Here is a 24,494-nt window from a genome sequence, read left to right on the forward strand (position 1 = left end):
CCGCCGCGCCTTATGACGTGCTCTTCTGCCTGGAACAGAACCTGGCCTGGGGGTCCCGGATCCGGCTTCGTTTCGCCCAGCTGATGCTCGGTGTACTGGTGCTGTGGTCTGCGGCGGGTGTCCTGCTGACCCTCGCCACCGGCGGGACGATGAGTCGGCTGGTCACCGGGTGGTTCGTGCCCTCGCTCGGCTTGCCGCTCCTGTGCCTGGAGATGTACCGCACGCAGATGACGAGCATTCAGGAGAGACTGCGCGTCCTCGGGCTGGTGGCTGAGTCGAGGGGCGTGAGAGCCGGCAACTGCGACGGATCCGGGCCCAGTGCTGGACAGGAGCACATGAAGTGGCTGGCCGCTGGTCGCGCACTGGGCGTGCTGCTCACGGAATCCGCGCAAAGCCCCGGGTCTGAGGCGGTAAACCGCGGAGACGGCCGGAGCCGCCACCCCCCACAGGAGAGGCCCCGGCCGTCGCGCGGTACGGGTCGCGCGGCGGCCCGTACTTTCTACAGCGCCGTGAGTGCGGTTTCTGTCACACCCAGGTACATCGCTCCCTGTCACAAGGTGGTTGCAGCTTGTGCGGACATGGACGAGCAGCGGTTTCAGGTCGTAACGTGCTTTTCGCGCCGGGCGGGGAAGACGCTTGACCATCGCAACGATCGGCGGCCTCGACGCCGCGACCATCGAACGAGGAACCACGGGTGCTGGGGGACGACGCGGAGCTGACCGCCGCGGTGCTTGCGGCACAGGACGGGGACGAGACCGCGTTCCGGGCCGTGTACCGGGCGGTGCATCCACGCCTGCTCGGATATGTCCGGACCCTGGTCGGCGATCCGGACGCTGAGGACGTGGCGTCCGAGGCCTGGCTGCAGATCGCCCGTGACCTGGAGCGGTTCAGCGGTGACGCCGACCGCTTCCGAGGCTGGGCCGCCCGGATAGCCCGTAACCGCGCGCTGGACCACATACGCATGCGCGGCCGCCGCCCCGCGATCGGCGGCGACGAGACGGAACTCACCGGGAAGGCCGCCGAGTCCGACACCGCGGGGGAGGCCATCGAGTCCCTGGCCACGGGCGACGCGCTCTCCCTGATCGCCCGGCTGCCGCAGGACCAGGCCGAGGCGGTTGTGCTGAGGGTGGTCGTGGGCCTCGACGCCAAGACCGCCGCCGAGACACTCGGCAAACGCCCCGGTGCCGTACGTACGGCCGCGCACCGCGGTCTGAAGCGTCTGGCCGAACTGCTCGGCGAGAATCCGGAATCGGCCGGTGGCCTGGACGGGCTGCCGCCCCAGAGAGACCCGCACGACCGCGCGGTGACGTCCGCGAGTGTGACGCGTACGCGTCCGCGGACGCAGAAGGACATGTGATGGCCGACGAGCAGTACAGGTGGCTGGACCGCGAAACAGCGGAACTCCTGCTGCGTGGACAGTCACTGGAAGTAGTCGATGCCGGCGCCCGTGACCAGGCCGAACGCCTCGCCGAAACCCTCGACGGCCTGACCGCCGAGCCCCCGCCGAGCAGCGCCGAACTCCCCGGCGAGGCCGCCGCGCTGGCCGCCTTCCGTGCCGCGCGGTCCGACGCGAGCGCCGACCGGGCGGCGGCCCGTCACCCCGACCGCACCCAGGCCTCCGATGCCGGGCTCATCCGTATCGGTGGCCCGGTCGCGGTGCCCCGGCCCACCCGCCGGGGCCGGTCCGCGCGCTTCGCGCTGACGGCCGTACTGGCGTCCGGCATGGTCGGCGGCGTCGCGTTCGCGACGACAACAGGAGTGCTCCCGACGCCGTTCGGCCACGACCGGCCCGGCCCCGGCGCCTCGGTGTCGGCCGGAGCGCGCCCGGACCGCCCGCTCCTGTCACCCTCGCCGGACAGCGCCCTCGACGACTCCGTCGGCGGCTCCAACGACCCGGCGACCCCGCGCGGCTCGGTCGGCGGCGGCACCTCCGCCGAGCCCGGCCCCGACGACCGCAGCGGACACGTCGGCGGCGGGTGGCTCGGAGTCCCGTCGGCCTGCCGTGACGTGCGCGACGGCAAGGAACTGAGCGGCGACCGCATGCGTGCCCTTGAGGACGCGGCGGGTGGTACCAACCCGAGACGGGTCTGGAAGTACTGCAAGAACGTTCTCGGTGTCACCGACGCCAAGGCCTTCCGGGGCAGGCACCAGGACCAGGACCGGGACGGCAAGGTCAAGGGCGAGATCGGCGGCCGCGGCGGACACGGCCACCGCAACGGCCTGGGCGGCGAACAGGGTGACCAAGGTGAGCAGGGTGATCAGGGCGGTGACGGCGACGGCCATCACATAGTCCCCGGCGGGAACGGCGGCACCGGCGTGCCGTCCGCCTCCCCTTCGCCCCTCGTACCGAGGCAACTGGTGCCAAGGCAGCCGGTGCCCCCGCGCGGCCCGTCTCCCAGCCCGACGTACAGCACGCTCTGACCTGCTGTTTTGTGGCACGGGACGTTTCTGCGCCCCGCCAGTAACGTTTTCGGCCGCGTCCGCGCAGTAATGAGTGAGCCGACTGGTCATCGGCCGTCGCACAGAGCCGGGGTTCCCCCCGTACCTACGGCTCGTGCACCTCGGCGCGGGCGGGACACGTTCCCCCGGTCCCGCCCGCGCCCCATACCTCTCCCGGCCTTTCCCGGCCTCTCCCGCTACCGGGACGTCACCAGTACACGACGACCTTGTCGCCGTTCCTCACCTGCGCGTACAGATCGGCGACGGCCGCCTCGTCCCGGACGTTGACGCAGCCGTGCGAGGCGCCGGTGTAACCGCGGGCCGCGAAGTCGTAGGAGAAGTGCACGGCCTGGCCGCCGCTGAAGAACATCGCGTAGGGCATGGACGAGTCGTAGAGCGTCGACCAGTGGTGGCGGGACTTCCAGTACACGTGGAACACGCCGTCGCGGGTCGGCGTGCCCGTCGCGCCGAAGCGGACCGACATCGTCGACACCGTCCGCCCGTCGATCATCCAGCGCAGGGTCCGGGTCGTCTTGTCGATGCACAGCACCCGCCCGGTCAGACACCGCGGGTCGGGTGCGCCGGCGGGCTGGCCGCCCATCAGATACCGCTCCCACTTGCCCGGTTCGTGCGTCATCTTCAGCAGCCGCTGCCAGGTGACGGTGTCCGTCTTCCCGGTCCTCGGCAGCCCGCGCTTGTCCTGGAACCCTCTGACCGCCTTCTCCGTCAGGTCGTCGTACGTCCCGGTCGGCCCGTCGAAGAGCCAGTCGGCCTGGCGCAGCCGGGCCTGGAGTTCGCGTACGTGGTCGCCGCTGTCGCCGGGGGACCACAGGACGGCGGGCCCGGCCGTCGGGGAAGAGGAGCTGGGCCTGTCGTCGGCCCCGGTGCCGGGCGGTCTGCTGCCCGGCAGCTCGATGTGCACGGGTGAGTGGCCCTTGCCGTCCGCGCCCTGCACGGTGCAGCCGCACACGGCGGCCAGGGCCGCGAGCGCGGCGGTGGCGGCGATCGATCTCCCCATGCCCGTCATACGCACCGAGGCCCCCTCGTTCTCACCGGCGTACCCGCGTGTCACCTGAGATGCTCCCCGCGGATGACTGGTTGCGAACGGCGGGGCATTGTTGTCAGCGTGCCCGAGTAGCCGGCCGGCGGGAGGAATCACACCATGGCGCGTGAGACGGAGTCCGGACTGCCCATCGAGCCGGTCTACGGGCCCGGTGACCTGACCGGCTGGAATCCCGCCGAGAAGCTGGGCGAACCGGGAGAGTATCCCTACACCCGCGGTGTCTACCCGTCGATGTACACGGGCCGCCCGTGGACCATGCGGCAGTACGCCGGTTTCGGTACGGCGACGGAGTCGAACGCCCGCTACCGGCAGCTGATCGCGCACGGCACGACGGGCCTGTCGGTCGCCTTCGACCTGCCCACTCAAATGGGCCACGACTCCGACGCCCCGATCGCGCACGGCGAGGTCGGCAAGGTGGGCGTGGCCATCGACTCGATCGACGACATGCGGGTGCTGTTCGGCGGGATCCCGCTGGATCAGGTGTCGACGTCGATGACGATCAACGCACCGGCCGCCCTGCTGCTGCTCCTGTACCAGCTGGTCGGCGAGGAGCAGGGCGTGCCGGCCTCCCGGCTCACCGGCACCATCCAGAACGACGTGCTGAAGGAGTACATCGCGCGGGGAACGTACATCTTCCCGCCGAAGCCCTCGCTCCGGCTGATCGCCGACATCTTCAAGTACTGCCGGACCGAGATCCCGAAATGGAACACGATCTCCATCTCCGGCTATCACATGGCGGAGGCGGGTGCGTCGCCCGCGCAGGAGATCGCCTTCACACTGGCGGACGGCATCGAGTACGTCCGGACGGCGGTCGCGGCGGGGATGGACGTGGACGACTTCGCGCCCCGGCTGTCCTTCTTCTTCGTGGCCCGTACGACGATCCTTGAGGAGGTCGCGAAGTTCCGCGCCGCCCGCCGGATCTGGGCGCGGGTCATGCGGGAGGAGTTCGGCGCGCGCAACCCCAAGTCGCTGATGCTGCGTTTCCACACGCAGACGGCCGGCGTGCAGCTGACGGCGCAGCAGCCGGAGGTGAACCTGGTCCGCGTCGCCGTGCAGGGTCTGGCGGCCGTCCTCGGCGGCACCCAGTCCCTCCACACCAACTCCTTCGACGAGGCGATCGCGCTGCCCACGGACAAGAGCGCTCGGCTGGCCCTGCGGACCCAGCAGGTGCTGGCCTACGAGACGGACGTGACGGCGACGGTCGACCCGTTCGCGGGTTCGTACGTCGTGGAGAAGATGACGGACGACGTGGAGGCGGCCGCCCTGGAGCTGATGCGGAAGGTCGAGGACCTGGGCGGTGCGGTGGCCGCCATCGAGCACGGCTTCCAGAAGTCGGAGATCGAGCGCAGCGCGTACCGGATCGCGCAGGAGACCGACGCGGGCGAGCGGGTCGTGGTCGGCGTCAACCGCTTCCAGCTGGACGCGGAGGAACCCTACGAGCCGCTCCGCGTCGACCCGGCCATCGAGGCGCAGCAGGCGGAGCGCCTCGCCGGGCTCCGCGCCGAGCGCGACGGGTCGGCGGTGGACTCGGCGCTGGCGGCCCTGAAGAAGGCGGCCGCGGGCGAGGACAACGTCCTGTACCCGATGAAGGACGCCCTGCGGGCCCGGGCCACGGTGGGCGAGGTGTGCAACGCCCTGCGGGAGGTCTGGGGGACCTATGTGCCGAGCGACGCGTTCTGAGCCGGGCGCATACTCCCTTCGGCGTCAGCCTCGTCAGCCTCGAACTCCGTGGACATGCCCCCGACGGCGACGGCCGACCGTCTCACCTGCCGAATCACCTCCCCAAGCGAGCGAGGTACTCCGGGAGTTGGGCGCGCCGGCGTCCGGTGAACACACCTCGTCGTGTCGGCGTCCGGTGGACGGACCTCAGCGCTTTCCGGACAGTGCCGTCCGCAGCCTCGGCGTCAGCTGCTTCTCGACGTAGCGGTTCAGCAGCCAGGCAAGCAGCAGCATCGACGCGACCGTCAGCGCGAAGGTCTCCGCCGACGGCAGGCCGAGGCTGATGTGCAGGGCGCGGATCACCACCCAGCCCAGGTGCTCGTGGACCAGGTAGAACGGGTACGTCAGTGCCCCGGCCACCGTCAGCCAGCGCCAGTTGGCCCAGTTCAGCCAGCCCAGGGCGATCGCGGCGACCGCGACGAAGCCGAAGGCGACGATGAGGGTGATGCCGAGTGAGGAGCGGTGGGCGAAGGCGTTCGGGTCCGAGGCGTTCCACAGGCTGCGCACCGCGTAGTGCTGCCCGATCAGGAAGCTCACGGCAACGATGCCCCAGGCGTAGACGTCACGCCGGTCGCGGTGGACGAGGTAGAGGCCGACCCCGCCGATGAAGAAGGGCGCGTACTCGGGCATCAGCACGATGTCGAGCAGGGGCATGTGCGCGCCCTGCGCGATCGCCGCCGCCAGCGTCCAGCCCGCACAGAAAAGGATCACGCGGCGCCGGTTGGCCCCGGGCAGTACGACGCACAGCGCGAACAGTGCGTAGAAGCGGATCTCCGCCCACAGCGTCCAGCACACCCCCAGCACCCGGTCCACGCCCAGCGGTTGCTGAAGCATGGTCAGGTTCACCAGCGTGTCGCTCGGTGACAGGGCCTTGTAGGCGACCATCGGCAGCGCGAACACCGCCGACACGATGAGAATCGCCGCCCAGTAGGCCGGCAGCAGACGGGAGGCGCGGGAGGCGAAGAACGACTTCAGGGGCCGCCCCCAGCCGCTCATGCAGATGACGAATCCGCTGATCACGAAAAAGACCTGGACGCCGAGGCAGCCGTAGGAGAAATAGCCGTGCAGCGTGGGGAACTGGTCCTTGGCGGAACTTCCCCAGGCACGGGTGACCTCGCCGCCGCGGCCGCCGTAGTGATAAGCCGCCACCATCAGCGCGGCGATCAGCCGCAGGCCGTCCAGAGCGCGCAGCCGGGTTTCCCGGGACCCCGTCCGTTCCGGGCGGCGGTGCACCGCCGCGTCGGGCGCCGGTCGGACGGTCGTGCTGGTCACTGAATTCTCCTCGGCGCGCTCACTCTCACGGGTGCGTCACAGCACGTTAGTCCGAATCGCGGGGATGCCTTGACTGGCAGGCCAACGATTTGGCGTGTGGCCCCGGTACGTTCACCTGGATGTCGTTTTGAATCCCTGAGTTCGCCCGGAATCCCCCCACGTCGCGGTGAAACCGCGAGCACCGCATCGAGTGGGCGAAAACAAGGATCCTGGAGGCCCTCGGCGACGAGGCGCAGGTCCTGGAGGCGTACGAGAAGTGTCCGGAACTCAGCCGGTACGACGGCTTCGGCGTGCGCGCCCGGTCGCCGGTCTGCGCATCGCGGGGGAGGAGGAGCGCGAGCTGCCCGGCCTGGTGCGCCTGCGGGCCCCGCGCGCCGAGGCCGGGCCGCGCCTGGTGGGGGCGCTCCGCACGCTGTCCGCCGGACAGGCTCCGGTCGCCGACCGGCAGGACCTGCGCAGCCAGTACCTCGACCTGCGCGCCGACGCCCCCGGCGTCAGCGGGTACTTGGTCTTCTCGCCCGCGAACCGCTCCTCGCGGCCGAAGGCTCCCTCGGGCCGGGTGGGGGCGTGGGTGGATTACGGCCGGGATTCGTCAGGGAACCCCGCACTGTGCGGGTGAGGGCGGCTTCCGGGATCCCAGGAGTCCGGAAGCCGCCCAGCGGTTCAGCACAGGAGTGAGGCACAGGTCCTGCTCGGCGCTTCGGCGCTTCGGCGGCTCAGCGCTTCACGGCCTTCTTGATCGCCCGCGCCCGGCGGACCACCCTGCGTGCCGTGGAGCTGCGGGGCAGGAAGGCCAGCCGCTCCGGAATGCCGCCGGGCAGCCCGAGCGATGTGAGCCGCTTGCGCTTGAAGTAACGCCGGGTGCGGTCGGCGAAGTGCCGGGACAGGTACCGCTCCGCAGCCGGGCGCAGGCTCGGGTAGATCTGCGGCTGCATGCTGAAGCCGACCGCGTTGACCAGGCCGTCCAGCGTGTCGGCGGGGACGGTGTCCTCGCCCTTCCCGCCCTCCAGGTCCGGGATCAGCGCGTCGGCCAGGACGGCCGGGACCCGGTTGCTGTTCTGGTACGGCGTGAGGCGGTCCAGCAGCGCCTCGGTGCCGATGCGGGCGACCGGAAGCTCGTAGAACGCGGAGGCGGTGAACAGGGCCGTGGAGAAGCAGCCGACGACGAGTCCGGGGGGTGACTTCTCGAACAGCACCTCGGCCAGGACGGGCACGTCGAGGACGATGAGGTCGATGCCGAGCTTCTCGGCCTCGGTCTCCAGGGCGCGGCTGTAGCGGGCCGGCGCGGTGGGGTGCGGCTTGAAGACGATCGACCGGTGGCCGCGCTCGACCGCTCCGCGCATCATCCGCACATGCAGGTCCTCCTCCTCGTCGGGGGAGAGGATGTTCAGCGCGGACAGGTACTGACCGAGCAGCAGTGCCGCGTTGTCCGGCAGGACCGGCAACTCCGGCAGCGAGGCCGTGAGTTCGCCCAGCACCTTCAGGAAGGCGGCCGTCGGCACCAGCTGTGCGGGCACGTCGAACTCGGTCAGCAGCATCGGGGTGAGCCCCGGCACCAGGTCCAGGTGGAGCAGCCGCCGCACGCGCGTGCCGACCAGCGGGTCCAGCTTGTTGCGGGTGGGGCCGTAGCTCATCAGGCCGTCGGCGTAGACGTCGACGGGGGCGTCGGTGAACAGCTGGGCCACGGACAGGGCGGGGGTGACCTGGATGGACTCCACGACCAGCTCCACCCGGTCCTCGCCCAGGTCCCACAGCAGCCGCAGATAGCGCTCGAAGAGCGGGATGTCGTCCGCGCGCGGGGTCCAGGAACCGGGGTGGAAGGGGCGGATGGCCTCGTTCCAGGACAGCACGGCGTCGAAGTGGCCGCGCAGCGGTTCGAAGCCCGGCATCTCGTCGACCGGCGGGGTGGTCTCCGGGGTCGCGGAGTTGTTGAACACCAGCAGCAGCCGGCGGGCCGGCTCCTCGCCGTCCCGCTCCGTGAAGCAGCCGGAGTCGAGGGCGGCGGCCAGGGTGGCGGCGCCGTACAGCGTCGAGACGCAGAAGATACGGGTGGTACGGGGCATCAGGCAGCCGCCTTCGCTGTCGTGATCCGGCGCCGCAGCCGCCGCAGCTTGGAGGAACGGTGCATGTCCATCGTCTCGAGCACGTCGCCGAGCATGTCCTGCGGCATGCGCTGGATGGCGGCCGCGCTCATCGCCCGCAGCTGCCGGTGCACGGACGGCTCCCACTTCTCCTCGTCCGAGACGTGGTGGGCGATGATCGCGCAGTAGGTGCGCACGGCCTTCGGGAGCAGCCGGTCGGCGTCCGGGTCCTGGGCCGTCTCCTCGATGACCTGGTCGAAGGCGCGGATGAAGTCGAGTTGGCGGACGTCGCCGATCTGCGTCAGGGAGGACGCGACACCGCGCCGGTAGAAGACGCCGAGCAGGCTCACCACGGCGAACGACTCCGCCTCGCGGTGCAGCTTCCAGATCCACGGCCGGTCCTCGGCCGTGCGCAGCCCGTCGGTGAAGTGCAGCAGACCCTTGTCGGCCAGACGGCGGTGGTAGGCGCCGGCCCACGCGTACGCGTAGTCCACGGAGGTGCTGCGGTCCGCGGGCAGGATCGCCTCGCGAGGGTTGAACACCTCCCAGCGCCGCCCGATCGGCACCCGGTTCACGGTGCGTGCGCGGGCCGTGGCCTGCACATGGTCGGTACGGACGAAGTCGCAGCCCAACTGCTCGATGGCGCCCACCAGTTCGGCGAGGTAGCCGGGAGCCAGCCAGTCGTCACCGTCCAGGAAGGTCAGGTACTCGCCCCGCGCGGCGTCCAGGCCGGTGTTGCGCGCGGTGGCGAGTCCCCCGTTCTTCTCATGGCGGATATAACGCACCTGCGCGACATCGGATAGTTCTTCGGCCGCGCGTTCGAGAATGGCCGGAGTTTCGTCCTTCGAGTGGTCGTCGACCAGTACGAACTCGAAATCCCGTTGCGCGTTCAGTCGAAGGCTTCTGAGGGTGTCCGGGGCGTATTGCTGCACGTTGTAGAACGGCACGATCACGGAGAGCTTTGGCACAGCCGAAAGCCTAGGAGGGTGCCCGGCTGCAGAACTTTCCGGTGTCCGTACTCCGGGTGAACTCCATGTGTCGGAACGGTGCATCGCCTGTACTTTCGGCACTTTGGCGAGCCAGTTCGGCTCGCGGCGAGGTGTTGTTAACTTTTTGTTGAGGTGCGGTTGGGCCGCTCCTCGGAATTGCTTCCTAGCGTCTTCTACGTGCCACCAAGTACTTCGAAGCCCACGCGAATCGCCGTACTCGCGGACTCCGACACCCGCTGGAAATGGGGTGCGCTGACCGCGGCTCGTATCGCCCCGGGCCCGTCCATGGAAGCCGCATCCCACGAGGGCGCGCAAGTCGGCCTCGAGCTGAGCGGATTCCTGCTGCGCGGACGGGCGACGCCGACCGCCCGCCAGCTGGCGGAGGTCGGTGTGCGCGCCGACTCACTCGAAGAGGTCACGTCGGTCGAGTTCCTGCGCGCCATGGCCGAGGAGCCGTACGACGTCGTCGTGCTCGCGCTCGTCGGCGGCGGTGTGCAGGCGATGCTGCACGGCCTCAAGCGCGTGTGGGAGAGCCGGGCCAAGCGCCCCGTCGTCGTCACCGGTTACGTCGGTGTCGTCTACGAGAAGCTCGCCGACGGCCTCCTCCTGCGGCACGGCGCGGACCTCGTCCTCGCCAACTCGCGCCAGGACGCGGAGCGTTTCCGGGCCGTGTACGAGGGAGTGGGCGCCGACGCCTCGTCGGTGACCGAGGTGGCACTGCCGTTCCTCGGCGGAGCGGCCTACGAGGGCGAACACGACCCGTACACCGTCGTGTTCGCCGTGCAGCCGTCCGTCCCGGACAGCCGCAAGGACCGTATGTACCTGCTGAACCGGCTGGTCCAGCACGCCCGGCTGCACCCCGAGCGCGAGGTGCTGCTGAAGCTGCGCTCCAGGCCGGGCGAGCACACCACGCACATCGAGGAGCAGCCCTACCAGAAGCTGGTCCAGCGGCTCGATCCGCCGGCCAACTTCCGCCTGGTGTACGGGAACATGGGCGAGGTCCTCGACCGCACCGACCTGCTGGTCACCATCAGCTCGACGGCCGCGCTGGAGTCCCTGCACCGCCGCATCCCGACGGTCGTCCTCACGGACCTCGGCGTACGCGAGGTACTCGGCAACCACCACTTCGTCGGCTCCGGGTGCCTCGCCTCCTGGGACCAGCTGGACGAAGGACACCGGCCGGCGCCCGACGAGGAGTGGGTGGCCCGGCAGGGTGTCGTCGCCGACGGCACGTACGCCACCGCCTTCGACGCCGCCCGTGAGCGCATCGCCAAGCTGCTCGACCGGCCCGGCGGCCCGGCGCCCCTGACCCCGTACTACACGCCCGCGACGGCGCCCGGCTATCTGCCCGGCATCCTCGCCCGCCACCACCTCGGCCCGGACGGCAGCGTCCTGCCGGGAGCACCCTCGGCCGACAAGGAGCCGGGGCCTGTCCGGCAGATAGTGCGCCGGGCCGCCCGGGGGGCCTACCGCCACGGGGTGCAGCGGGTGGCGCCTGTCATCCGGCGGATGGGCGAGCTGTGAGCCGCACGACCCCATTTCAAGGAGCTGAACCCATGTCCAACCCGGAAGCGGGCCAAGGCGCTTCGGTCCGCCGAGTGCTCGCCGTCATCCCCGCGCGCGGCGGCTCCAAGGGCGTGCCCGCGAAGAACCTCGCCCCCGTCGGCGGTGTGCCGCTGGTGTCACGGGCGGTCCGCGAGTGCCTGGCGACCCGCCTGGTGACCGACGTCGTGGTGTCCACCGACGACCAGGCGATCGCCGCCGCCGCCCGCGAGGCCGGCGCCGAGGTCGTGCTGCGCCCCGCCGCGATCGCGGGCGACACCGCCACGTCCGAGGCCGCCGTCCTGCACGCCATGGACGCCCATGAGGCCCTGCACGGCGCGGCCGTCGACGTGGTGCTGCTCGTGCAGTGCACCAGCCCGTTCATCATCCGCGAGGACATCGACGGGGTGGCCGGCGCGGTCGTCGAGAACGGCGCCGACACGGCGTTGACCGTGGCGCCCTTCCACGGCTTCGTGTGGCGGGACGCGGACGACGAGGTTGCCGGCGGCACGGTCGCCGAGGCCGACGCGGCCACCGGCGGCGGCTACGGCGTCAACCACGACAAGTCCTACCGCCCCCGCCGCCAGGACCGCCCGCAGGAGCTCCTGGAGACCGGCGCCGCCTACGCGATGGCCGCGACGGGCTTCCGCAAGCACCAGCACCGCTTCTTCGGCCGCACCGAGCTGGTCCGCACGGACCCCGCCCGCGTGCTGGAGATCGACGACCCGCACGACCTGGCCCGCGCCCGCGCGCTGGCCCCCCTCTTCGACGCGGACCGCCCCGGTTCGCTGCCGACCGCCGACGACATCGACGCGGTCGTACTGGACTTCGACGGCACCCAGACGGACGACCGGGTGCTGATCGACGCCGATGGAAAGGAGTTCGTCTCCGTGCACCGCGGAGACGGCCTCGGCATCGCGGCGCTGCGCAAGAGCGCGCTGAAGATGCTGGTCCTCTCCACGGAGCAGAACCCGGTCGTCGCCGCCAGGGCCCGGAAGCTCAAGATCCCGGTCCTGCACGGCATCGACCGGAAGGACCTCGCACTGAAGCAGTGGTGCGAGGAGCAGGGCATCGCGCCCGAGCGCGTGCTCTACGTCGGCAACGACGTCAACGACCTCCCGTGCTTCGCCCTCGTGGGCTGGCCCGTGGCGGTCGCGAGCGCCCACGACGTGGTACGCGGCGCCGCCCGTGCGGTCACCACCGTCCCCGGTGGCGACGGCGCGATCCGAGAGATCGCCAGCTGGATCCTCGGCCCCTCTCTCGACTCCCTCGACAAGTAAGGAACGTTCCTGTCATGAGCAACTCCCGTCTGCGCACCTTCGGTTCGAAGACCGCCGGCCCGGGCCGGCCCGTCTACGTCGTCGGCGAGATCGGCATCAACCACAACGGCGAGCTGGAGAACGCGTTCAAGCTCATCGACGCCGCCGCCGAGGCCGGCTGCGACGCCGTCAAGTTCCAGAAGCGCACCCCGGAGATCTGCACCCCGCGCGACCAGTGGGACATCGAGCGCGACACCCCCTGGGGCCGGATGACCTACATCGACTACCGCCACCGCGTGGAGTTCGGCGAGGACGAGTACCGCCAGATCGACGAGTACGCCAAGAGCAAGAACATCGACTGGTTCGCCTCCCCGTGGGACACCGAGGCCGTAGCCTTCCTGGAGAAGTTCGACGTCCCGGCCCACAAGGTCGCCTCCGCGTCCCTCACGGACGACGAGCTGCTGCGCGCCCTGCGCGCGACGGGCCGCACGGTCATCCTGTCCTCCGGCATGTCGACCCCGAAGCAGATCCGCCACGCCGTCGAGGTCCTGGGCAGCGACAACATCCTGCTCTGCCACGCCACTTCGACGTACCCGGCGAAGGCCGAGGAGCTCAACCTGCGCGTCATCAACACCCTGCAGGAGGAGTACCCGAACGTCCCGATCGGCTACTCCGGCCACGAGACGGGCCTGCAGACCACCCTCGCGGCGGTCGCCCTCGGTGCCGCCTTCGTCGAGCGCCACATCACCCTGGACCGCGCGATGTGGGGCTCCGACCAGGCCGCCTCCGTCGAGCCCCAGGGCCTCACCCGCCTCGTCCGCGACATCCGCACCATCGAGGCCTCCCTCGGCGACGGCGTCAAGAAGGTCTACGACTCCGAGCTCGGCCCGATGAAGAAGCTGCGCCGCGTCACGGGCGTCGTCGCCGAGGCGGAGATCGCCGCGGCCGCGGGCGAGCCGGTCTCGGTCTGAACCGAACTCACCACCCAGTAACGCTCTACGACGGGACGGTCGTACGTAGATGAGCCCCCGCGCCGGGTCAGCCGGCCCCCACACTCTCGCCTTCGTCGAGAGCCCGGTACAGCTTCTGAATGTGCTGGAGTGGGCGCACCTCCATGCCCTCGGGACCGAGGCACCCGGCGGGGGGCTCACCGTCGTCGTCCTGTCACCGAACGACCCGATGACCCGCGGCCAGCTGCGCCGCATGGCCGAGCTGGCGAGGGACGAGGGGTACCAGGTCCGCTGGGAGGAGGCACGCGGCGGTCCGGGCGCCCCCTTCCAGACCATCGGCGGCCTGGCCCCGCTGCTGCGCCGGGCCCGCCGGGTCGTGATGGGCGACCCGTTCTCCCGTTACGTACAGCTTCTGCTGACGATCACGAAGGCCCGTGATCTCGTGGTCGTCGACGACGGAACAGCGACGATGGAATTCGTCGCCCAACTCGCCCGCGGTGAACGCCTGGTGCGCTGGCACCGCAAGGGCGGCCGGCCGGGCGCACGGGACCTGATCTTCGCGCCGGTGTCGTCCTCGGCCCGGCGCCGGCTCACCCCGAGCGGGAAACGGCAGGTGGAGATCTTCTCCTCCATGCCGATGGACGAGAAGCCACCGGGCGTGACCGTCACCGCCAACGCCTTCGCCTGGACCCGGGCCCGCTTCGGCCCGCCCCGCATCACCAAGGGCGCCGACATGGTGGGCACCTCCCTGGTGGAGACCGGCGTCGTGGACGGCGACCGCTACCTGGAGGCCGTCCGCACCCTGGCCAAGGCCCACGGCGCGACCCGCTACTTCGCGCACCGCCGCGAGAGCACCGACAAACTCCACCGGCTCGCGGTCGAGACGGGCCTGGAGATCGTCCGCCCCGACCTCCCGCTGGAGCTGATCGCCCGCCGCGGCCCGGTCGGCCGCACCATCCTCAGCTTCCCCTCCACGGTCGTCCACACCCTCCCCCTCGCCCTCGTCGGCACCGAGGTCCGCGTCGCCGTCTGCGACATCGACCCGGGCTGGCTGACGGAGAACGCCTCACCGCGCGCGCAGGGGTTCCTGTCGGGGGTCACGGGGACGGCCAGGGACGTGACCCGGCTGCAGGCGGTCACGGCGGCGTGACGCAGGCGTACGAGATCCTTCGCCACCGCGAGTGACGGATACCCGGGGCCTTCGGTTGCCGTGCGGTAGACGTCCGGGCAGTCGTCGTCATCGCAGTGGGGCCCGCTGACCGTCCCAGTGAGCCGAGTCGGATCCTCGCGCGCCATGGCACCCCCGGGTGACCCCGGGCAAGGCGGGAGTCTCGTCTCTAACGGGCGCTGGTACGGATGGCCCGGATGAGGGGGATGAAGGCCTCGGCGGGGAAGGTGAGGGTGCCGAGGGCTGGGTCCTTGGAATCGCGGATGGCTATGCGGGTGGGGCTGGGGACGATTTCCACGCAGTTGTTGCCGTCGTTGCCGCCGGAGTAGGACGACTTCCGCCAGGTGTCGGGGGTGGTCACGGTCAGGCCTTCTGTGCCAGCAGGAACGCCCGAGGGCGGGTCTCCTCCTCCAGCGGCTCCCGTACCACCCGGGCCCGCATCCGCAGCCCCGCCTTGGTGAGCCGCTCGGCGACGGTGTCCGGGGTGCGCCAGTAGTAGTCGAGCGAGATCTCCTGGCCGAAGCGCTCCGTGAGGTGCAGATGCCCCTCCTCGTCGCCGCTCTGGAAGCCGAGCAGGGCATGGCCACCGGGGACCAGGGCCCGCCGGAACTCATCGAAGACCGTCGGCAGGTGGTCATCGGGGACATGGATGATCGAGTACAGGGCGAGCACTCCGCCCAGCGTCTCGTCCGGAAGGTCCAGCGAGGTCATCGAACCCACGTGGAAGCGCAGCCCGGGATGCGCCCGCCGGGCCAGCGCCACCATCCCCGGTGACACGTCGACCCCGAAGGCCGGCACCCCGAGCGCGTCGAGCCGCGCGGTGACATGACCGGGCCCGCTGCCGACATCCGCGACCGGAGCCGTACCAACGGCCCGGACCAGCTCGGCGAAGGCGGTGACCAGGGCCAGATCCAGCGGTCTGCCGCCGAGGCCGTTGGGGTACCGCTCCGCGTAGGGCTTCGCCATCGCGTCGTACGAGGTCCGGGTGGTGTGCAGGAAATCCGGGGTTTCGAAGCTCACGGAGCCGGACCCTAGTCCGGGCGCCGGGCGGATGTCCGGTGGTTCGCCGGGGCTGCATCAGAAGTTCGCAGACGGCCGGAAGGCGTGTGCGCTGCGTGGCAGGACGACGTCACACGGTGGTGACGATTCCGGGATCCGGGCTCGGTTGTCCCACGATGCGGTTCCGACAGATGAACAGAACCGCCGCGGCGGTGCGACGCGTGGTATGCGTAGAGAAAGAAGATGTTTACCCACCTCACCTCACACCCATGCGTCGAGCGGCCAGATTTTCTTCCCCTCCTGGGGTTGAACTTTTGTTGATCTAGGGTCAGTTGGCCACCCCGGCGTCCTACGCTTTAGAGGGTGAACCAACTGATGTCATCAGAGTCCGAGGCCGGCCAACCCGGGGACGCGCAGCTCCCCGGCACGCTCACCGAGGCGCTGTACGCCCAGCTCGTGGCCTTCCGGCGCGACCTGCACATGCACCCCGAGCTCGGCAACCAGGAGTTCCGTACGACGGCTGCGATCAAGGAGCGGCTTGAGCGGGCCGGCCTGCGGCCGCGCGTGCTCGCCACGGGCACGGGACTCGTCTGTGACATCGGTGAGTGGGACGGCGGGCGCCCCATGCTCGGGCTGCGCGCCGACATCGACGGCCTGCCCATCCCGGACACGAAGAGTGAGTGCGCGTACCGCTCCACCGTGCCCGACCGGGCGCACGCGTGCGGACACGACGTGCACACCACCGTGGTGCTGGGTGCCGGCCTGGTGCTGGCCGAGCTGCACCGGCAGGGGCGGCTGCCTCGGCCCGTACGGCTGGTCTTCCAGCCGGCCGAGGAAGTGCTGCCCGGCGGCGCCGCCGACGCGATCGAGGACGGGGTGCTCGACGGGGTGGGGCGCATGATCGCCGTGCACTGCGACCCCAGGGTGGACGCCGGCCGGATCGGGCTGCGGGAGGGCGCCATCACCTCCGCCTGCGACCGGCTGGAGGTCTCCCTCGACGGGCCCGGCGGGCACACCGCCCGGCCCCACCTGACCACCGACCTGGTCACCGCCGCCGCCCGGGTCGCCATCGACGTGCCCGCCCTGGTCGGCCGGCGCGTGGACACCCGCAGCGGTCTCGCCATCACCTGGGGCCGGATCGAGTCCGGGCACGCCCCGAACGTCATCCCGCAGCACGCCGAACTCTCCGGGACCGTCCGCTGCCTCGACATCGACGCCTGGCGGCAGTCGCCGGACATCGTCGTCGCGGCGATCGACGAGGTCGCCAACCTGCACGGCGCCAAGTCGGAGATCAACTACGTACGCGGAGTCCCGCCCGTGGTCAACGACCCGGACGTGACCGACCTGCTGCGCGACGCCATGACCGCGCGGCGCGGCGTCCAGTCCGTCGAGGGCACCGAGCAGAGCCTCGGCGGCGAGGACTTCTCCTGGTACCTGGAGCGGGTGCCCGGTGCGATGGCCCGCCTAGGCGTCCGTACGCCCGGCGAGCGCACCGTGCGCGACCTGCACCAGGGCGACTTCGACGCCGACGAGTCCGCGATCACCGTGGGCGTGGAATTGTTCACGGCGGCGGCGCTGCTGGACGCCGCCGAGGGCTGAGCGGTCCGGGGCGCACCTGAGCGGACCCGGGCGGGCGGCCCTGCGAGGGCCGTTCCGCCGTCCGGCGCAACACCGTTGTAAGCCATTCGTTCGCGCATCGAAATGATCCGCGCGAAGCCGCAAGCGACCGAGTTCAGACGGTGTTTGCCTCGAATCGATAACGGCTTCGCGAGGGGTGTTTTTCTGACATCTACGCGCGTTACGATGCCGCGAAGCCGACGCCGCCGGGGCGTCAAGGCCCGGGCACTGGCATCGTGCTCACATCAAGCGCCGACAAGGCGCTCAGGTCAGGTGAAGGAGCCTTCCCGTGCGCCGGGTAGCCAAGCTTTCCGCTGCGTGTATCGCGACCGCAGCTCTCGCACTGTCTGCCACAGCCTGTGGCAGCACCTCCTCCGAGAATGACAGCTCCTCGTCCGCCTCCGCCGGAGGCGGCAAGGGCATCAAGATCGGCCTCGCCTACGACGTGGGCGGCCGTGGTGACCGTTCCTTCAACGACTCGGCCGCCCGCGGCGCCGACAAGGCCAAGGCTAAGTTCGGCGGCTCCATCAAGGAGCTGACCGCCAAGACCTCCGACACCGAGGCCGACCGCGAGCAGCGCCTCACCGACCTGGCGGACGCCGGCTACAACCCGATCGTCGCCGTCGGCTTCTCCTACGCCACCTCGGTCGGCAAGGTCGCCGCCAAGTACCCGAAGGTCAACTTCGGTCTCATCGACTCTGTGGTGAACGCCAAGAACGTCGACAGCATCACCTTCACCGAGGAGCAGGGCTCGTACCTGGCCGGTGTGGCCGCGGCGCTGAAGACCAAGAAGGACCACGTCGGCTTCATCGGCGGTGTGGACAACCCGCTGATCAAGAAGTTCGAGGCGGGTTATGTCCAGGGCGTCAAGGACACCAACGCCAAGGTCAAGGTCGAGGTGCAGTATCTGACGCACGGCTCGGACCTCTCCGGCTTCTCCAGCCCCGACAAGGGCAAGGAGGCCGCGCAGGGCCAGCTCGACAAGGGCGCCGACGTCATCTACACGGCGGCCGGCTCCTCCGGCAACGGCGCGATCGAGGCGGTCAACGGCGTCAAGGGCGCCTGGGCCATCGGCGTGGACTCGGACCAGTACAACATCCCGGGTCTGGCCAAGTACAAGAGCTCGATCCTGACCTCGGTGGTCAAGAACGTCGACGTCGGCGTCTACGACTTCATCAAGTCCGTGCACGACGGCAAGCCGCTGACCGGCAACCAGGTCTACTCGCTCGGCAAGGGTGGTGTCTCGCTGGCCACCAGCGGTGGCTTCATCAACGACATCCAGCCCAAGCTGGACGCCGCCAAGAAGAAGATCGTCGACGGCACCGTCAAGGTCAAGACCACTCCGTGACCTGACGGTTCCCGCCGGACCCCGGCTCGGCGAAGGGGCTCTCGATCAGCCCCTCGCCGAGCCATAACAATGTGTCAACTCTACGCGTGTAGCACGGAGTTGCCGCGCTAGCGTCGCCGACGCCTGCCCTCCCCTACGCAGCCCCTTTCCCCCAGGAGAGTGCGCCATCAACGCGTCCAGCCCTCCCGCTGCCGTCGAACTGCGCGGCATCACCAAACGCTTCCCCGGCGTCGTCGCCAACCGCGACATCGACATCACCGTCGCCGCGGGCACCGTCCACGCCCTCTGCGGTGAGAACGGCGCCGGCAAGTCCACCCTGATGAAGATCCTCTACGGCATGCAGCAGCCGGACGAGGGCACCATCACGGTGGCCGGCGAGCGGGTGACCTTCAACAACCCCGCCGACGCCATCGCGCGCGGCATCGGCATGGTGCACCAGCACTTCATGCTCGCCGACAACCTCACCGTCCTGGAGAACGTCGTCCTCGGCGCGGAGAAGCTCTACGGCATCGGTGCCAAGGCGCGTACGAAGATCAAGGAGATCTCCGACGCGTACGGGCTGAACGTACGGCCCGACGTCCTCCTGGAGGACCTCGGCGTCGCCGACCGCCAGCGCGTGGAGATCCTCAAGGTCCTCTACCGCGGCGCCAAGACCCTCATCCTCGACGAGCCCACCGCCGTCCTCGTGCCACAGGAGGTCGACGCCCTCTTCGACAACCTGCGCGAGCTGAAGGCCGAGGGGCTCACGGTCATCTTCATCTCCCACAAGCTGGGCGAAGTCCTGTCCGTGGCCGACGAGATCACCGTCATCCGGCGCGGCACCACGGTCGGCACGGTCGAGCCCCGGTCCACCACGGCCAAGCAGCTCGCCGAGCTGATGGTCGGCAGCCAGCTGCCCACCCCGGAGACCGAGGAGTCCACCGTCACGGACGTGGCGATGCTGACGCTGGACGGGCTGCACCTGAGCCAGACGGACCTCGACGGCGTCGAGCGCATCATCCTCGACGACATCTCGCTCACCATCCACAAGGGCGAGGTCCTCGGCATCGCCGGTGTGGAGGGCAACGGCCAGTCCGAGCTGGTCGAGGCGATCGTCGGTATCCGCGCCCCCGACACCGGCGCCATCACGCTCGACGGCACCGACATCTCCCGCGCCCCCACCCGCCGCCGCCGCGAGGCCGGCATCGGCTACATCCCCGAGGACCGCCACCGCCACGGCCTGCTCCTTGAGGCACCGCTGTGGGAGAACCGCATCCTCGGCCATGTCTCCGAGCGCCCCAACTCGCGCGGCCAGCTCCTCGACATCAAGGGTGCCCGCGGCGACACCGAGCGCATCATCCAGGCGTACGACGTCCGCACGCCCGGCATCGACGTGACCGCGGCCTCGCTGTCCGGCGGCAACCAGCAGAAGCTGATCGTCGGCCGCGAGATGAGTCACGCGCCCAAGCTGCTCATCGCCGCCCACCCCACCCGCGGCGTGGACGTCGGCGCGCAGGCCGCGATCTGGGACCACATCCGCGAGGCCCGACGCGAGGGCCTGGCCGTGCTGCTGATCTCCGCCGACCTGGACGAGCTGATCGGGCTGTCCGACACCCTGCGGGTGATGTACCGCGGCCGCCTGGTCGCCGACGCCGACCCCGCCACGATCACCCCCGAGGAGCTGGGCTCCGCCATGACGGGCGCGGCCACCGGCCACCTGGAGCACGCAGAGGCCACCGGCCAGGAGCACACAGAGGACGACGCCCGATGAAGAAGCTGACCCAACGCATCGACAAGGAGCGGCTGCTCCTCGGTATCGCGGCGCCGCTGCTGGCGATCGTCGCCGCACTCGTCGTCACCGCCCTGGTCATCCTCGCCACCGGCAAGAACCCGGGCGCCGCCTTCAGCGACATGGTGACCTACGGCTCCGCCAGCGACAGCCAGGTCTACATCCTGAACAAGGCGACGACGTACTACCTGGCGGGCGTCGCGGTGGCCATCGGCTTCCGCATGAACCTGTTCAACATCGGCGTCGACGGCCAGTACCGCATCGCCGCGTTCTTCGCGGCGGTGCTCGGCGGCGCGCTGACCCTGCCGGGGTTCATCTCGGTCCCCCTGATGATCCTCTGCGCGATGGCCGTGGGCGCCCTGTGGGCCGGCATCGCGGGCATCCTCAAGGTGACCCGGGGCGTCAGCGAGGTCATCTCGACCATCATGCTGAACTCCATCGCCACCGCGATCATCGCCTACCTGCTGCAGCCGGGGAAGCTCGCCGAACTCCAGAGCGGCGGCACCGTGGTGTCGACCAAGCCGCTGCCGAACGACTCGTGGTTCTTCTCCTTCAACACGGGCGCGGCCGGTGAGCTGTGGGGCTTCATCGTGATCGCCGCGATCGTCGGTGTCGCGTACTGGTTCGTGCTCGGCCGCACCCGCTTCGGCTTCGACCTGCGCACCGTCGGCCAGTCGGAGAGCGCCGCCGCCGCGAGCGGTGTCTCCGTCAAGAAGATGGTCGCCACCAGCATGCTCATCTCGGGCGCGGTGGCCGGTCTGATCGGCATGCCGACCCTCCTCAACGACAGCCACCAGTTCAGCAACGACTTCCCGTCGGGCATCGGCTTCACCGGCATCGCCATCGCGCTGCTGGGCCGCAACAGCCCCGTCGGCATCGCCCTCGGCGCCCTCCTGTGGGGCTTCCTGGAGCGCACCACCAACCACCTCGAGTTCGAGGGTTACGACAAGGAGATCCTCGGCGTCATCCAGGGCGTCATCGTCCTGTGCGTCGTGATCGCCTACGAGGTCGTACGCCGCTACGGCCTCAAGCGCCAGCAGCAACGGGTCGGCGCCGAGCTCGCCGCCCAGGCCGCCGCCCCGACCGCGAAGCAGGAGGTGGCGTGATGACTGCCACGATGACCGACACGCCGCCCCCCGCGGCACCCAAGGCGGACAGCGACCGCTCCCGCTCGGGCCGGTCGCTCGGCCGGATCCTCACCATCCTGGCCGGCGGCCTGATCCTGGTGGCCCTGGTCCGCGTCATCACCGGCGCAGACCAGCTCACCTCCGAGGGCCAGGTCTCCGCGGCCCTCGGCCTCGCCGTGCCGATCGGCCTCGCCGGACTCGCGGGCCTGTGGTCCGAGCGGTCCGGTGTGGTCAACATCGGCCTCGAAGGCATGATGATCCTCGGCACCTTCGGCGCCGGCTGGATCGGCTGGCAGACCAACCCCTGGCTCGGCCTGCTCTGCGGCATCGGCTTCGGCGTCCTCGGCGGCCTGGTGCACGCCGTCGCGACCATCACCTTCGGAGTCGACCACATCGTCTCCGGTGTCGCGGTCAACCTGCTCGCGCTGGGCACCACCCAGTACCTCGCCAAGCTCTTCTTCTCCGGGGGCAAGGCGGCGGACGCGGGCGGCAACCCCAAGCAGTCCCCGCCCGTGGACTCGCTGCCCACCTTCGACTTCCCCGGCCTCTCGGACGCCCTCAAGTCCGTCGAGAACCACCACTGGTTCGTGATCTCCGACCTGGCGGGCATCCTCGGCGGCCTGGTCACCGACCTGTCCGTGGTGACGATCCTCGCCGTGGTCCTGTTCGTCGCCAGCGGGTGGCTGCTGTGGCGTACCCCCTTCGGCCTGCGGCTGCGCTCCTGCGGTGAGAACCCGATCGCCGCGGAGTCGCTCGGCGTCAACGTCTACCGGTACAAGTACATCGCCGTGGCGATCTCCGGCGGCCTCGCCGGACTCGGCGGCGCCTTCCTCGCGCTGGTCACCTCGCACACCTACCTCGAGAACCAGACCGGCGGGCGCGGCTACATCGGCCTCGCCGCCATGATCTTCGGCAACTGGCGCCCCGGCGGTCTCGCCATGGGCGCTGGCCTGTTCGGCTACTCCGACGCGCTGCAGCTGCGCAACGGCGGCGAGACCGTCCACGCGCTGCTGCTCCTGCTGGTCGTGCTGCTCGCGGGTCTGGCCGGCTGGAAGCTGTACCAGAAGGCGCACTGGCAGGGCGGGATCAGCCTCATCGTCGCCGCGCTCGTCCTGCTCTGGTACCTGTTCACCGACGAGGTCCCGAGCGACTTCGTGGGCGCCACGCCGTACGTAGTCACGCTGCTCGTGCTGTCGCTGTCCGCGCAGCGCCTGCGGATGCCCAAGGCCGACGGCATGCGTTACCGCAAGGGCCAGGGCAAGTGACCACGCCCGGGGACGTCGACTGGGAGGCGCTGCGCGAGGTGGCCCGCGAGGCCATGTCCCACGCGTACGCCCCCTACTCGGGCTACCCGGTGGGGGTCGCCGCCCTGGTCGACGACGGCCGTACGGTCTCCGGCTGCAACGTCGAGAACGCCTCCTACGGTCTCGGCCTGTGCGCCGAGTGCGGGCTGGTCTCGCAGCTGCAGCGGACCGGCGGCGGCAGGCTGACGCACTTCACCTGCGTCGACGGACACGGCGAGATCCTGGTCCCGTGCGGCCGCTGCCGCCAGCTGCTGCACGAGTTCGGAGGTCCGGATCTCCTCCTGGAGACTCCGGAGGGAATCCTCCCCCTCGCGGAAATGCTGCCCCAGGCCTTCGGTCCGGGCCATCTCACCAAGTAACTCCCGTGCGGCCCCTCTGACCTGTGCAGAGGGGCCGCACACTTCCATGAACCTCGGAAGGAACACACGCCATGGCCATGGACGCCATCTCCGTCATCCGCACCAAGCGGGACCGCGGCGAACTCAGCGACGAGCAGATCGACTGGGTCATCGACGCTTACACCCACGGGGAGGTCGCCGACGAGCAGATGTCCGCGCTCGCGATGGCCATCCTGCTCAACGGCATGAACCGCCGCGAGATCGCCCGCTGGACCGCCGCGATGATCAACTCCGGTGAGCGCATGGACTTCTCGTCCCTGTCCCGCCCGACGGCCGACAAGCACTCCACGGGCGGCGTCGGCGACAAGATCACCCTCCCGCTGGCCCCCCTGGTCGCGGCGTGCGGCGCGGCCGTCCCGCAGCTGTCGGGCCGCGGCCTCGGCCACACCGGCGGCACGCTCGACAAGCTGGAGTCGATCCCCGGCTGGCGCGCTCTGCTCTCCAACGAGGAGATGCTCTCCGTACTCGACGGCACCGGCGCGGTGATCTGCGCGGCGGGCGACGGCCTGGCCCCGGCGGACAAGAAGCTGTACGCGCTCCGAGACGTCACCGGCACGGTCGAGGCGATCCCGCTGATCGCCTCCTCGATCATGTCGAAGAAGATCGCCGAGGGCACCGGCTCCCTCGTCCTGGACGTGAAGGTGGGCACGGGCGCCTTCATGAAGACGATCGAGGACGCGCGGGAACTCGCCTCGACGATGGTGGGCCTGGGCACCGACCACGGCGTGAAGACGGTCGCCCTGCTCACGGACATGGCCACCCCCCTCGGCCGCACCGCCGGCAACGCGCTGGAGGTCCGCGAGTCGGTGGAGGTCCTGGCGGGCGGCGGCCCGTCGGACGTCGTGGAGCTCACCCTCGCCCTGGCCCGCGAAATGCTGGACGCGGCCGGTGTGAAGGACGCCGACCCGGCGAAGGCCCTGGCCGACGGCTCGGCGATGGACGTCTGGCGCCGCATGATCGCGGCCCAGGGCGGCGACCCGGACGCGACCCTGCCCACCTCCCGCGAACAGCACGTCATCACGGCCCCGTCGAGCGGAGTCCTCACCCGCCTCGACGCCTACGGCATCGGCGTCGCCGCCTGGCGCCTGGGCGCGGGGCGTGCCCGCAAGGAGGACCCGGTGCAGGCGGGCGCGGGCGTCGAGATGCACGCCAAGCCGGGCGACACGGTCACCGAGGGCCAGCCCCTGCTGACCCTCCACACCGACACCCCCGACCGCTTCGAGTACGCGCTGCAGGCGGTGGAGGGCTCGTACGACATCGGGTCGGCCGGTACGGAGTTCAAGGCGTCGCCGGTGGTGCTGGAGCGCATTGCCTGACCTGGGCTTTCCTAGTTCGGGTGAACGGGATCGGTGGACCGGCGCCGGTCCCGTTCGGCAAGCTGGGATCGGTGACGACCGATGGGAGACCGCCATGAGCGCACTCGCCGCCGAGTCCGGGACCCCCAGGGGCAC

Annotated in this window: 22 protein-coding genes; 16 read left to right on the forward strand and 6 right to left on the reverse strand. The window is 70.4% G+C overall.

Annotated features, from left to right (window positions below):
• The first annotated feature begins 17 nt into the window (after positions 1–17).
• From OOK07_RS43500 to OOK07_RS27230, 3 genes are read left to right on the forward strand one after another with little or no spacing between them, the layout of a single operon-like run.
• Positions 18–719, forward strand: coding sequence for an S-4TM family putative pore-forming effector (locus tag OOK07_RS43500; protein WP_353963550.1), 702 nt, complete (start codon positions 18–20; stop codon positions 717–719).
• Positions 695–1,357 carry an RNA polymerase sigma factor gene (locus tag OOK07_RS27225; RefSeq protein ID WP_266799042.1) on the forward strand — a complete coding sequence of 221 codons (663 nt, stop codon included), beginning with the start codon at positions 695–697 and terminating at the stop codon, positions 1,355–1,357. Before OOK07_RS43500 ends, OOK07_RS27225 begins: the two co-directional genes overlap by 25 nt.
• A complete protein-coding gene (locus OOK07_RS27230; RefSeq protein WP_266799044.1) occupies positions 1,357–2,421 on the forward strand; it encodes a hypothetical protein in 1,065 nt (354 codons plus the stop codon). Before OOK07_RS27225 ends, OOK07_RS27230 begins: the two co-directional genes overlap by 1 nt.
• 226 nt (positions 2,422–2,647) lie before the next feature.
• On the opposite strand, the gene OOK07_RS27235 is transcribed toward OOK07_RS27230, so the two are convergent.
• The gene (locus OOK07_RS27235) at positions 2,648–3,457 is read right to left on the reverse strand and encodes a L,D-transpeptidase family protein (protein WP_266802035.1); all 810 of its coding nucleotides are present in this window, start codon (positions 3,455–3,457) and stop codon (positions 2,648–2,650) included.
• A gap of 144 nt (positions 3,458–3,601) precedes the next feature.
• Between OOK07_RS27235 and OOK07_RS27240 the strand changes: the two genes are divergently transcribed.
• Positions 3,602–5,182, forward strand: coding sequence for an acyl-CoA mutase large subunit family protein (locus OOK07_RS27240; protein ID WP_266684132.1), 1,581 nt, complete (start codon positions 3,602–3,604; stop codon positions 5,180–5,182).
• Between the two features lie 186 nt (positions 5,183–5,368).
• Here OOK07_RS27240 and OOK07_RS27245 read toward each other — a convergent pair whose 3' ends face one another.
• The gene (locus OOK07_RS27245; RefSeq protein WP_406312429.1) at positions 5,369–6,493 is read right to left on the reverse strand and encodes an acyltransferase family protein; all 1,125 of its coding nucleotides are present in this window, start codon (positions 6,491–6,493) and stop codon (positions 5,369–5,371) included.
• A gap of 256 nt (positions 6,494–6,749) precedes the next feature.
• Here OOK07_RS27245 and OOK07_RS27250 point away from each other — a divergent pair, with 256 nt between their 5' ends.
• Complete coding sequence (locus OOK07_RS27250; protein ID WP_266799046.1) at positions 6,750–7,112, forward strand: hypothetical protein; 363 nt, start codon at positions 6,750–6,752, stop codon at positions 7,110–7,112.
• A 97-nt stretch (positions 7,113–7,209) separates the two neighbouring features.
• Here the strand turns inward: OOK07_RS27250 and OOK07_RS27255 are convergent, their stop codons facing one another.
• On the reverse strand, positions 7,210–8,556 hold the full coding sequence (locus tag OOK07_RS27255) for an alpha-2,8-polysialyltransferase family protein (RefSeq protein ID WP_266799048.1): 1,347 nt from the start codon (positions 8,554–8,556) through the stop codon (positions 7,210–7,212).
• Positions 8,556–9,542, reverse strand: coding sequence for a glycosyltransferase family 2 protein (locus OOK07_RS27260; RefSeq protein WP_266799050.1), 987 nt, complete (start codon positions 9,540–9,542; stop codon positions 8,556–8,558). Before OOK07_RS27260 ends, OOK07_RS27255 begins: the two co-directional genes overlap by 1 nt.
• A gap of 198 nt (positions 9,543–9,740) precedes the next feature.
• Here OOK07_RS27260 and OOK07_RS27265 point away from each other — a divergent pair, with 198 nt between their 5' ends.
• Genes OOK07_RS27265 through OOK07_RS27280 form a run of 4 tightly spaced genes read left to right on the forward strand, consistent with a single transcriptional unit; the run spans position 9,741 to position 14,464 of the window.
• On the forward strand, positions 9,741–11,087 hold the full coding sequence (locus OOK07_RS27265; protein WP_266799052.1) for a DUF6716 putative glycosyltransferase: 1,347 nt from the start codon (positions 9,741–9,743) through the stop codon (positions 11,085–11,087).
• Positions 11,088–11,119: 32 nt separating this feature from the next.
• On the forward strand, positions 11,120–12,385 hold the full coding sequence (locus OOK07_RS27270) for an acylneuraminate cytidylyltransferase (protein ID WP_266684140.1): 1,266 nt from the start codon (positions 11,120–11,122) through the stop codon (positions 12,383–12,385).
• A 14-nt stretch (positions 12,386–12,399) separates the two neighbouring features.
• Positions 12,400–13,335 (forward strand): N-acetylneuraminate synthase family protein, encoded by a 936-nt coding sequence (locus OOK07_RS27275; protein WP_266684141.1) that lies wholly within the window; start codon positions 12,400–12,402, stop codon positions 13,333–13,335.
• Positions 13,336–13,384: 49 nt separating this feature from the next.
• The gene (locus OOK07_RS27280; RefSeq protein WP_266799055.1) at positions 13,385–14,464 is read left to right on the forward strand and encodes a hypothetical protein; all 1,080 of its coding nucleotides are present in this window, start codon (positions 13,385–13,387) and stop codon (positions 14,462–14,464) included.
• Positions 14,465–14,651: 187 nt separating this feature from the next.
• On the opposite strand, the gene OOK07_RS27285 is transcribed toward OOK07_RS27280, so the two are convergent.
• Both OOK07_RS27285 and OOK07_RS27290 read right to left on the reverse strand, forming a co-directional pair.
• Positions 14,652–14,843, reverse strand: coding sequence for a DUF397 domain-containing protein (locus OOK07_RS27285; RefSeq protein WP_266799057.1), 192 nt, complete (start codon positions 14,841–14,843; stop codon positions 14,652–14,654).
• Between the two features lie 2 nt (positions 14,844–14,845).
• Positions 14,846–15,502: a class I SAM-dependent DNA methyltransferase gene (locus OOK07_RS27290; protein ID WP_266799059.1), complete on the reverse strand. Its 657-nt coding sequence runs from the start codon at positions 15,500–15,502 to the stop codon at positions 14,846–14,848.
• 354 nt (positions 15,503–15,856) lie between these two features.
• On the opposite strand from OOK07_RS27290, the gene OOK07_RS27295 reads away from it, so the two are divergent.
• The 7 genes from OOK07_RS27295 to OOK07_RS27325 all read left to right on the forward strand — a co-directional run bounded on the left by OOK07_RS27295 (position 15,857) and on the right by OOK07_RS27325 (position 24,359).
• Positions 15,857–17,080 carry a M20 family metallopeptidase gene (locus tag OOK07_RS27295; RefSeq protein ID WP_266684146.1) on the forward strand — a complete coding sequence of 408 codons (1,224 nt, stop codon included), beginning with the start codon at positions 15,857–15,859 and terminating at the stop codon, positions 17,078–17,080.
• Between the two features lie 307 nt (positions 17,081–17,387).
• Positions 17,388–18,446 (forward strand): BMP family lipoprotein, encoded by a 1,059-nt coding sequence (locus tag OOK07_RS27300; protein WP_266799061.1) that lies wholly within the window; start codon positions 17,388–17,390, stop codon positions 18,444–18,446.
• A gap of 199 nt (positions 18,447–18,645) precedes the next feature.
• Positions 18,646–20,196 carry an ABC transporter ATP-binding protein gene (locus tag OOK07_RS27305; protein ID WP_406313364.1) on the forward strand — a complete coding sequence of 517 codons (1,551 nt, stop codon included), beginning with the start codon at positions 18,646–18,648 and terminating at the stop codon, positions 20,194–20,196.
• On the forward strand, positions 20,193–21,320 hold the full coding sequence (locus tag OOK07_RS27310; RefSeq protein ID WP_266684150.1) for an ABC transporter permease: 1,128 nt from the start codon (positions 20,193–20,195) through the stop codon (positions 21,318–21,320). Before OOK07_RS27305 ends, OOK07_RS27310 begins: the two co-directional genes overlap by 4 nt.
• Complete coding sequence (locus tag OOK07_RS27315) at positions 21,320–22,606, forward strand: ABC transporter permease (protein WP_266684152.1); 1,287 nt, start codon at positions 21,320–21,322, stop codon at positions 22,604–22,606. The genes OOK07_RS27310 and OOK07_RS27315 overlap by 1 nt, the downstream gene beginning before the upstream one ends.
• Positions 22,603–23,004, forward strand: coding sequence for a cytidine deaminase (locus OOK07_RS27320; protein ID WP_266684154.1), 402 nt, complete (start codon positions 22,603–22,605; stop codon positions 23,002–23,004). The genes OOK07_RS27315 and OOK07_RS27320 overlap by 4 nt, the downstream gene beginning before the upstream one ends.
• A gap of 77 nt (positions 23,005–23,081) precedes the next feature.
• On the forward strand, positions 23,082–24,359 hold the full coding sequence (locus OOK07_RS27325; protein WP_266802038.1) for a thymidine phosphorylase: 1,278 nt from the start codon (positions 23,082–23,084) through the stop codon (positions 24,357–24,359).
• Positions 24,360–24,494 lie beyond the last annotated feature (135 nt).

The organism is Streptomyces sp. NBC_00078, assembly GCF_026343335.1.
In the GTDB taxonomy this organism is placed as follows: Bacteria; Actinomycetota; Actinomycetes; order Streptomycetales; family Streptomycetaceae; genus Streptomyces.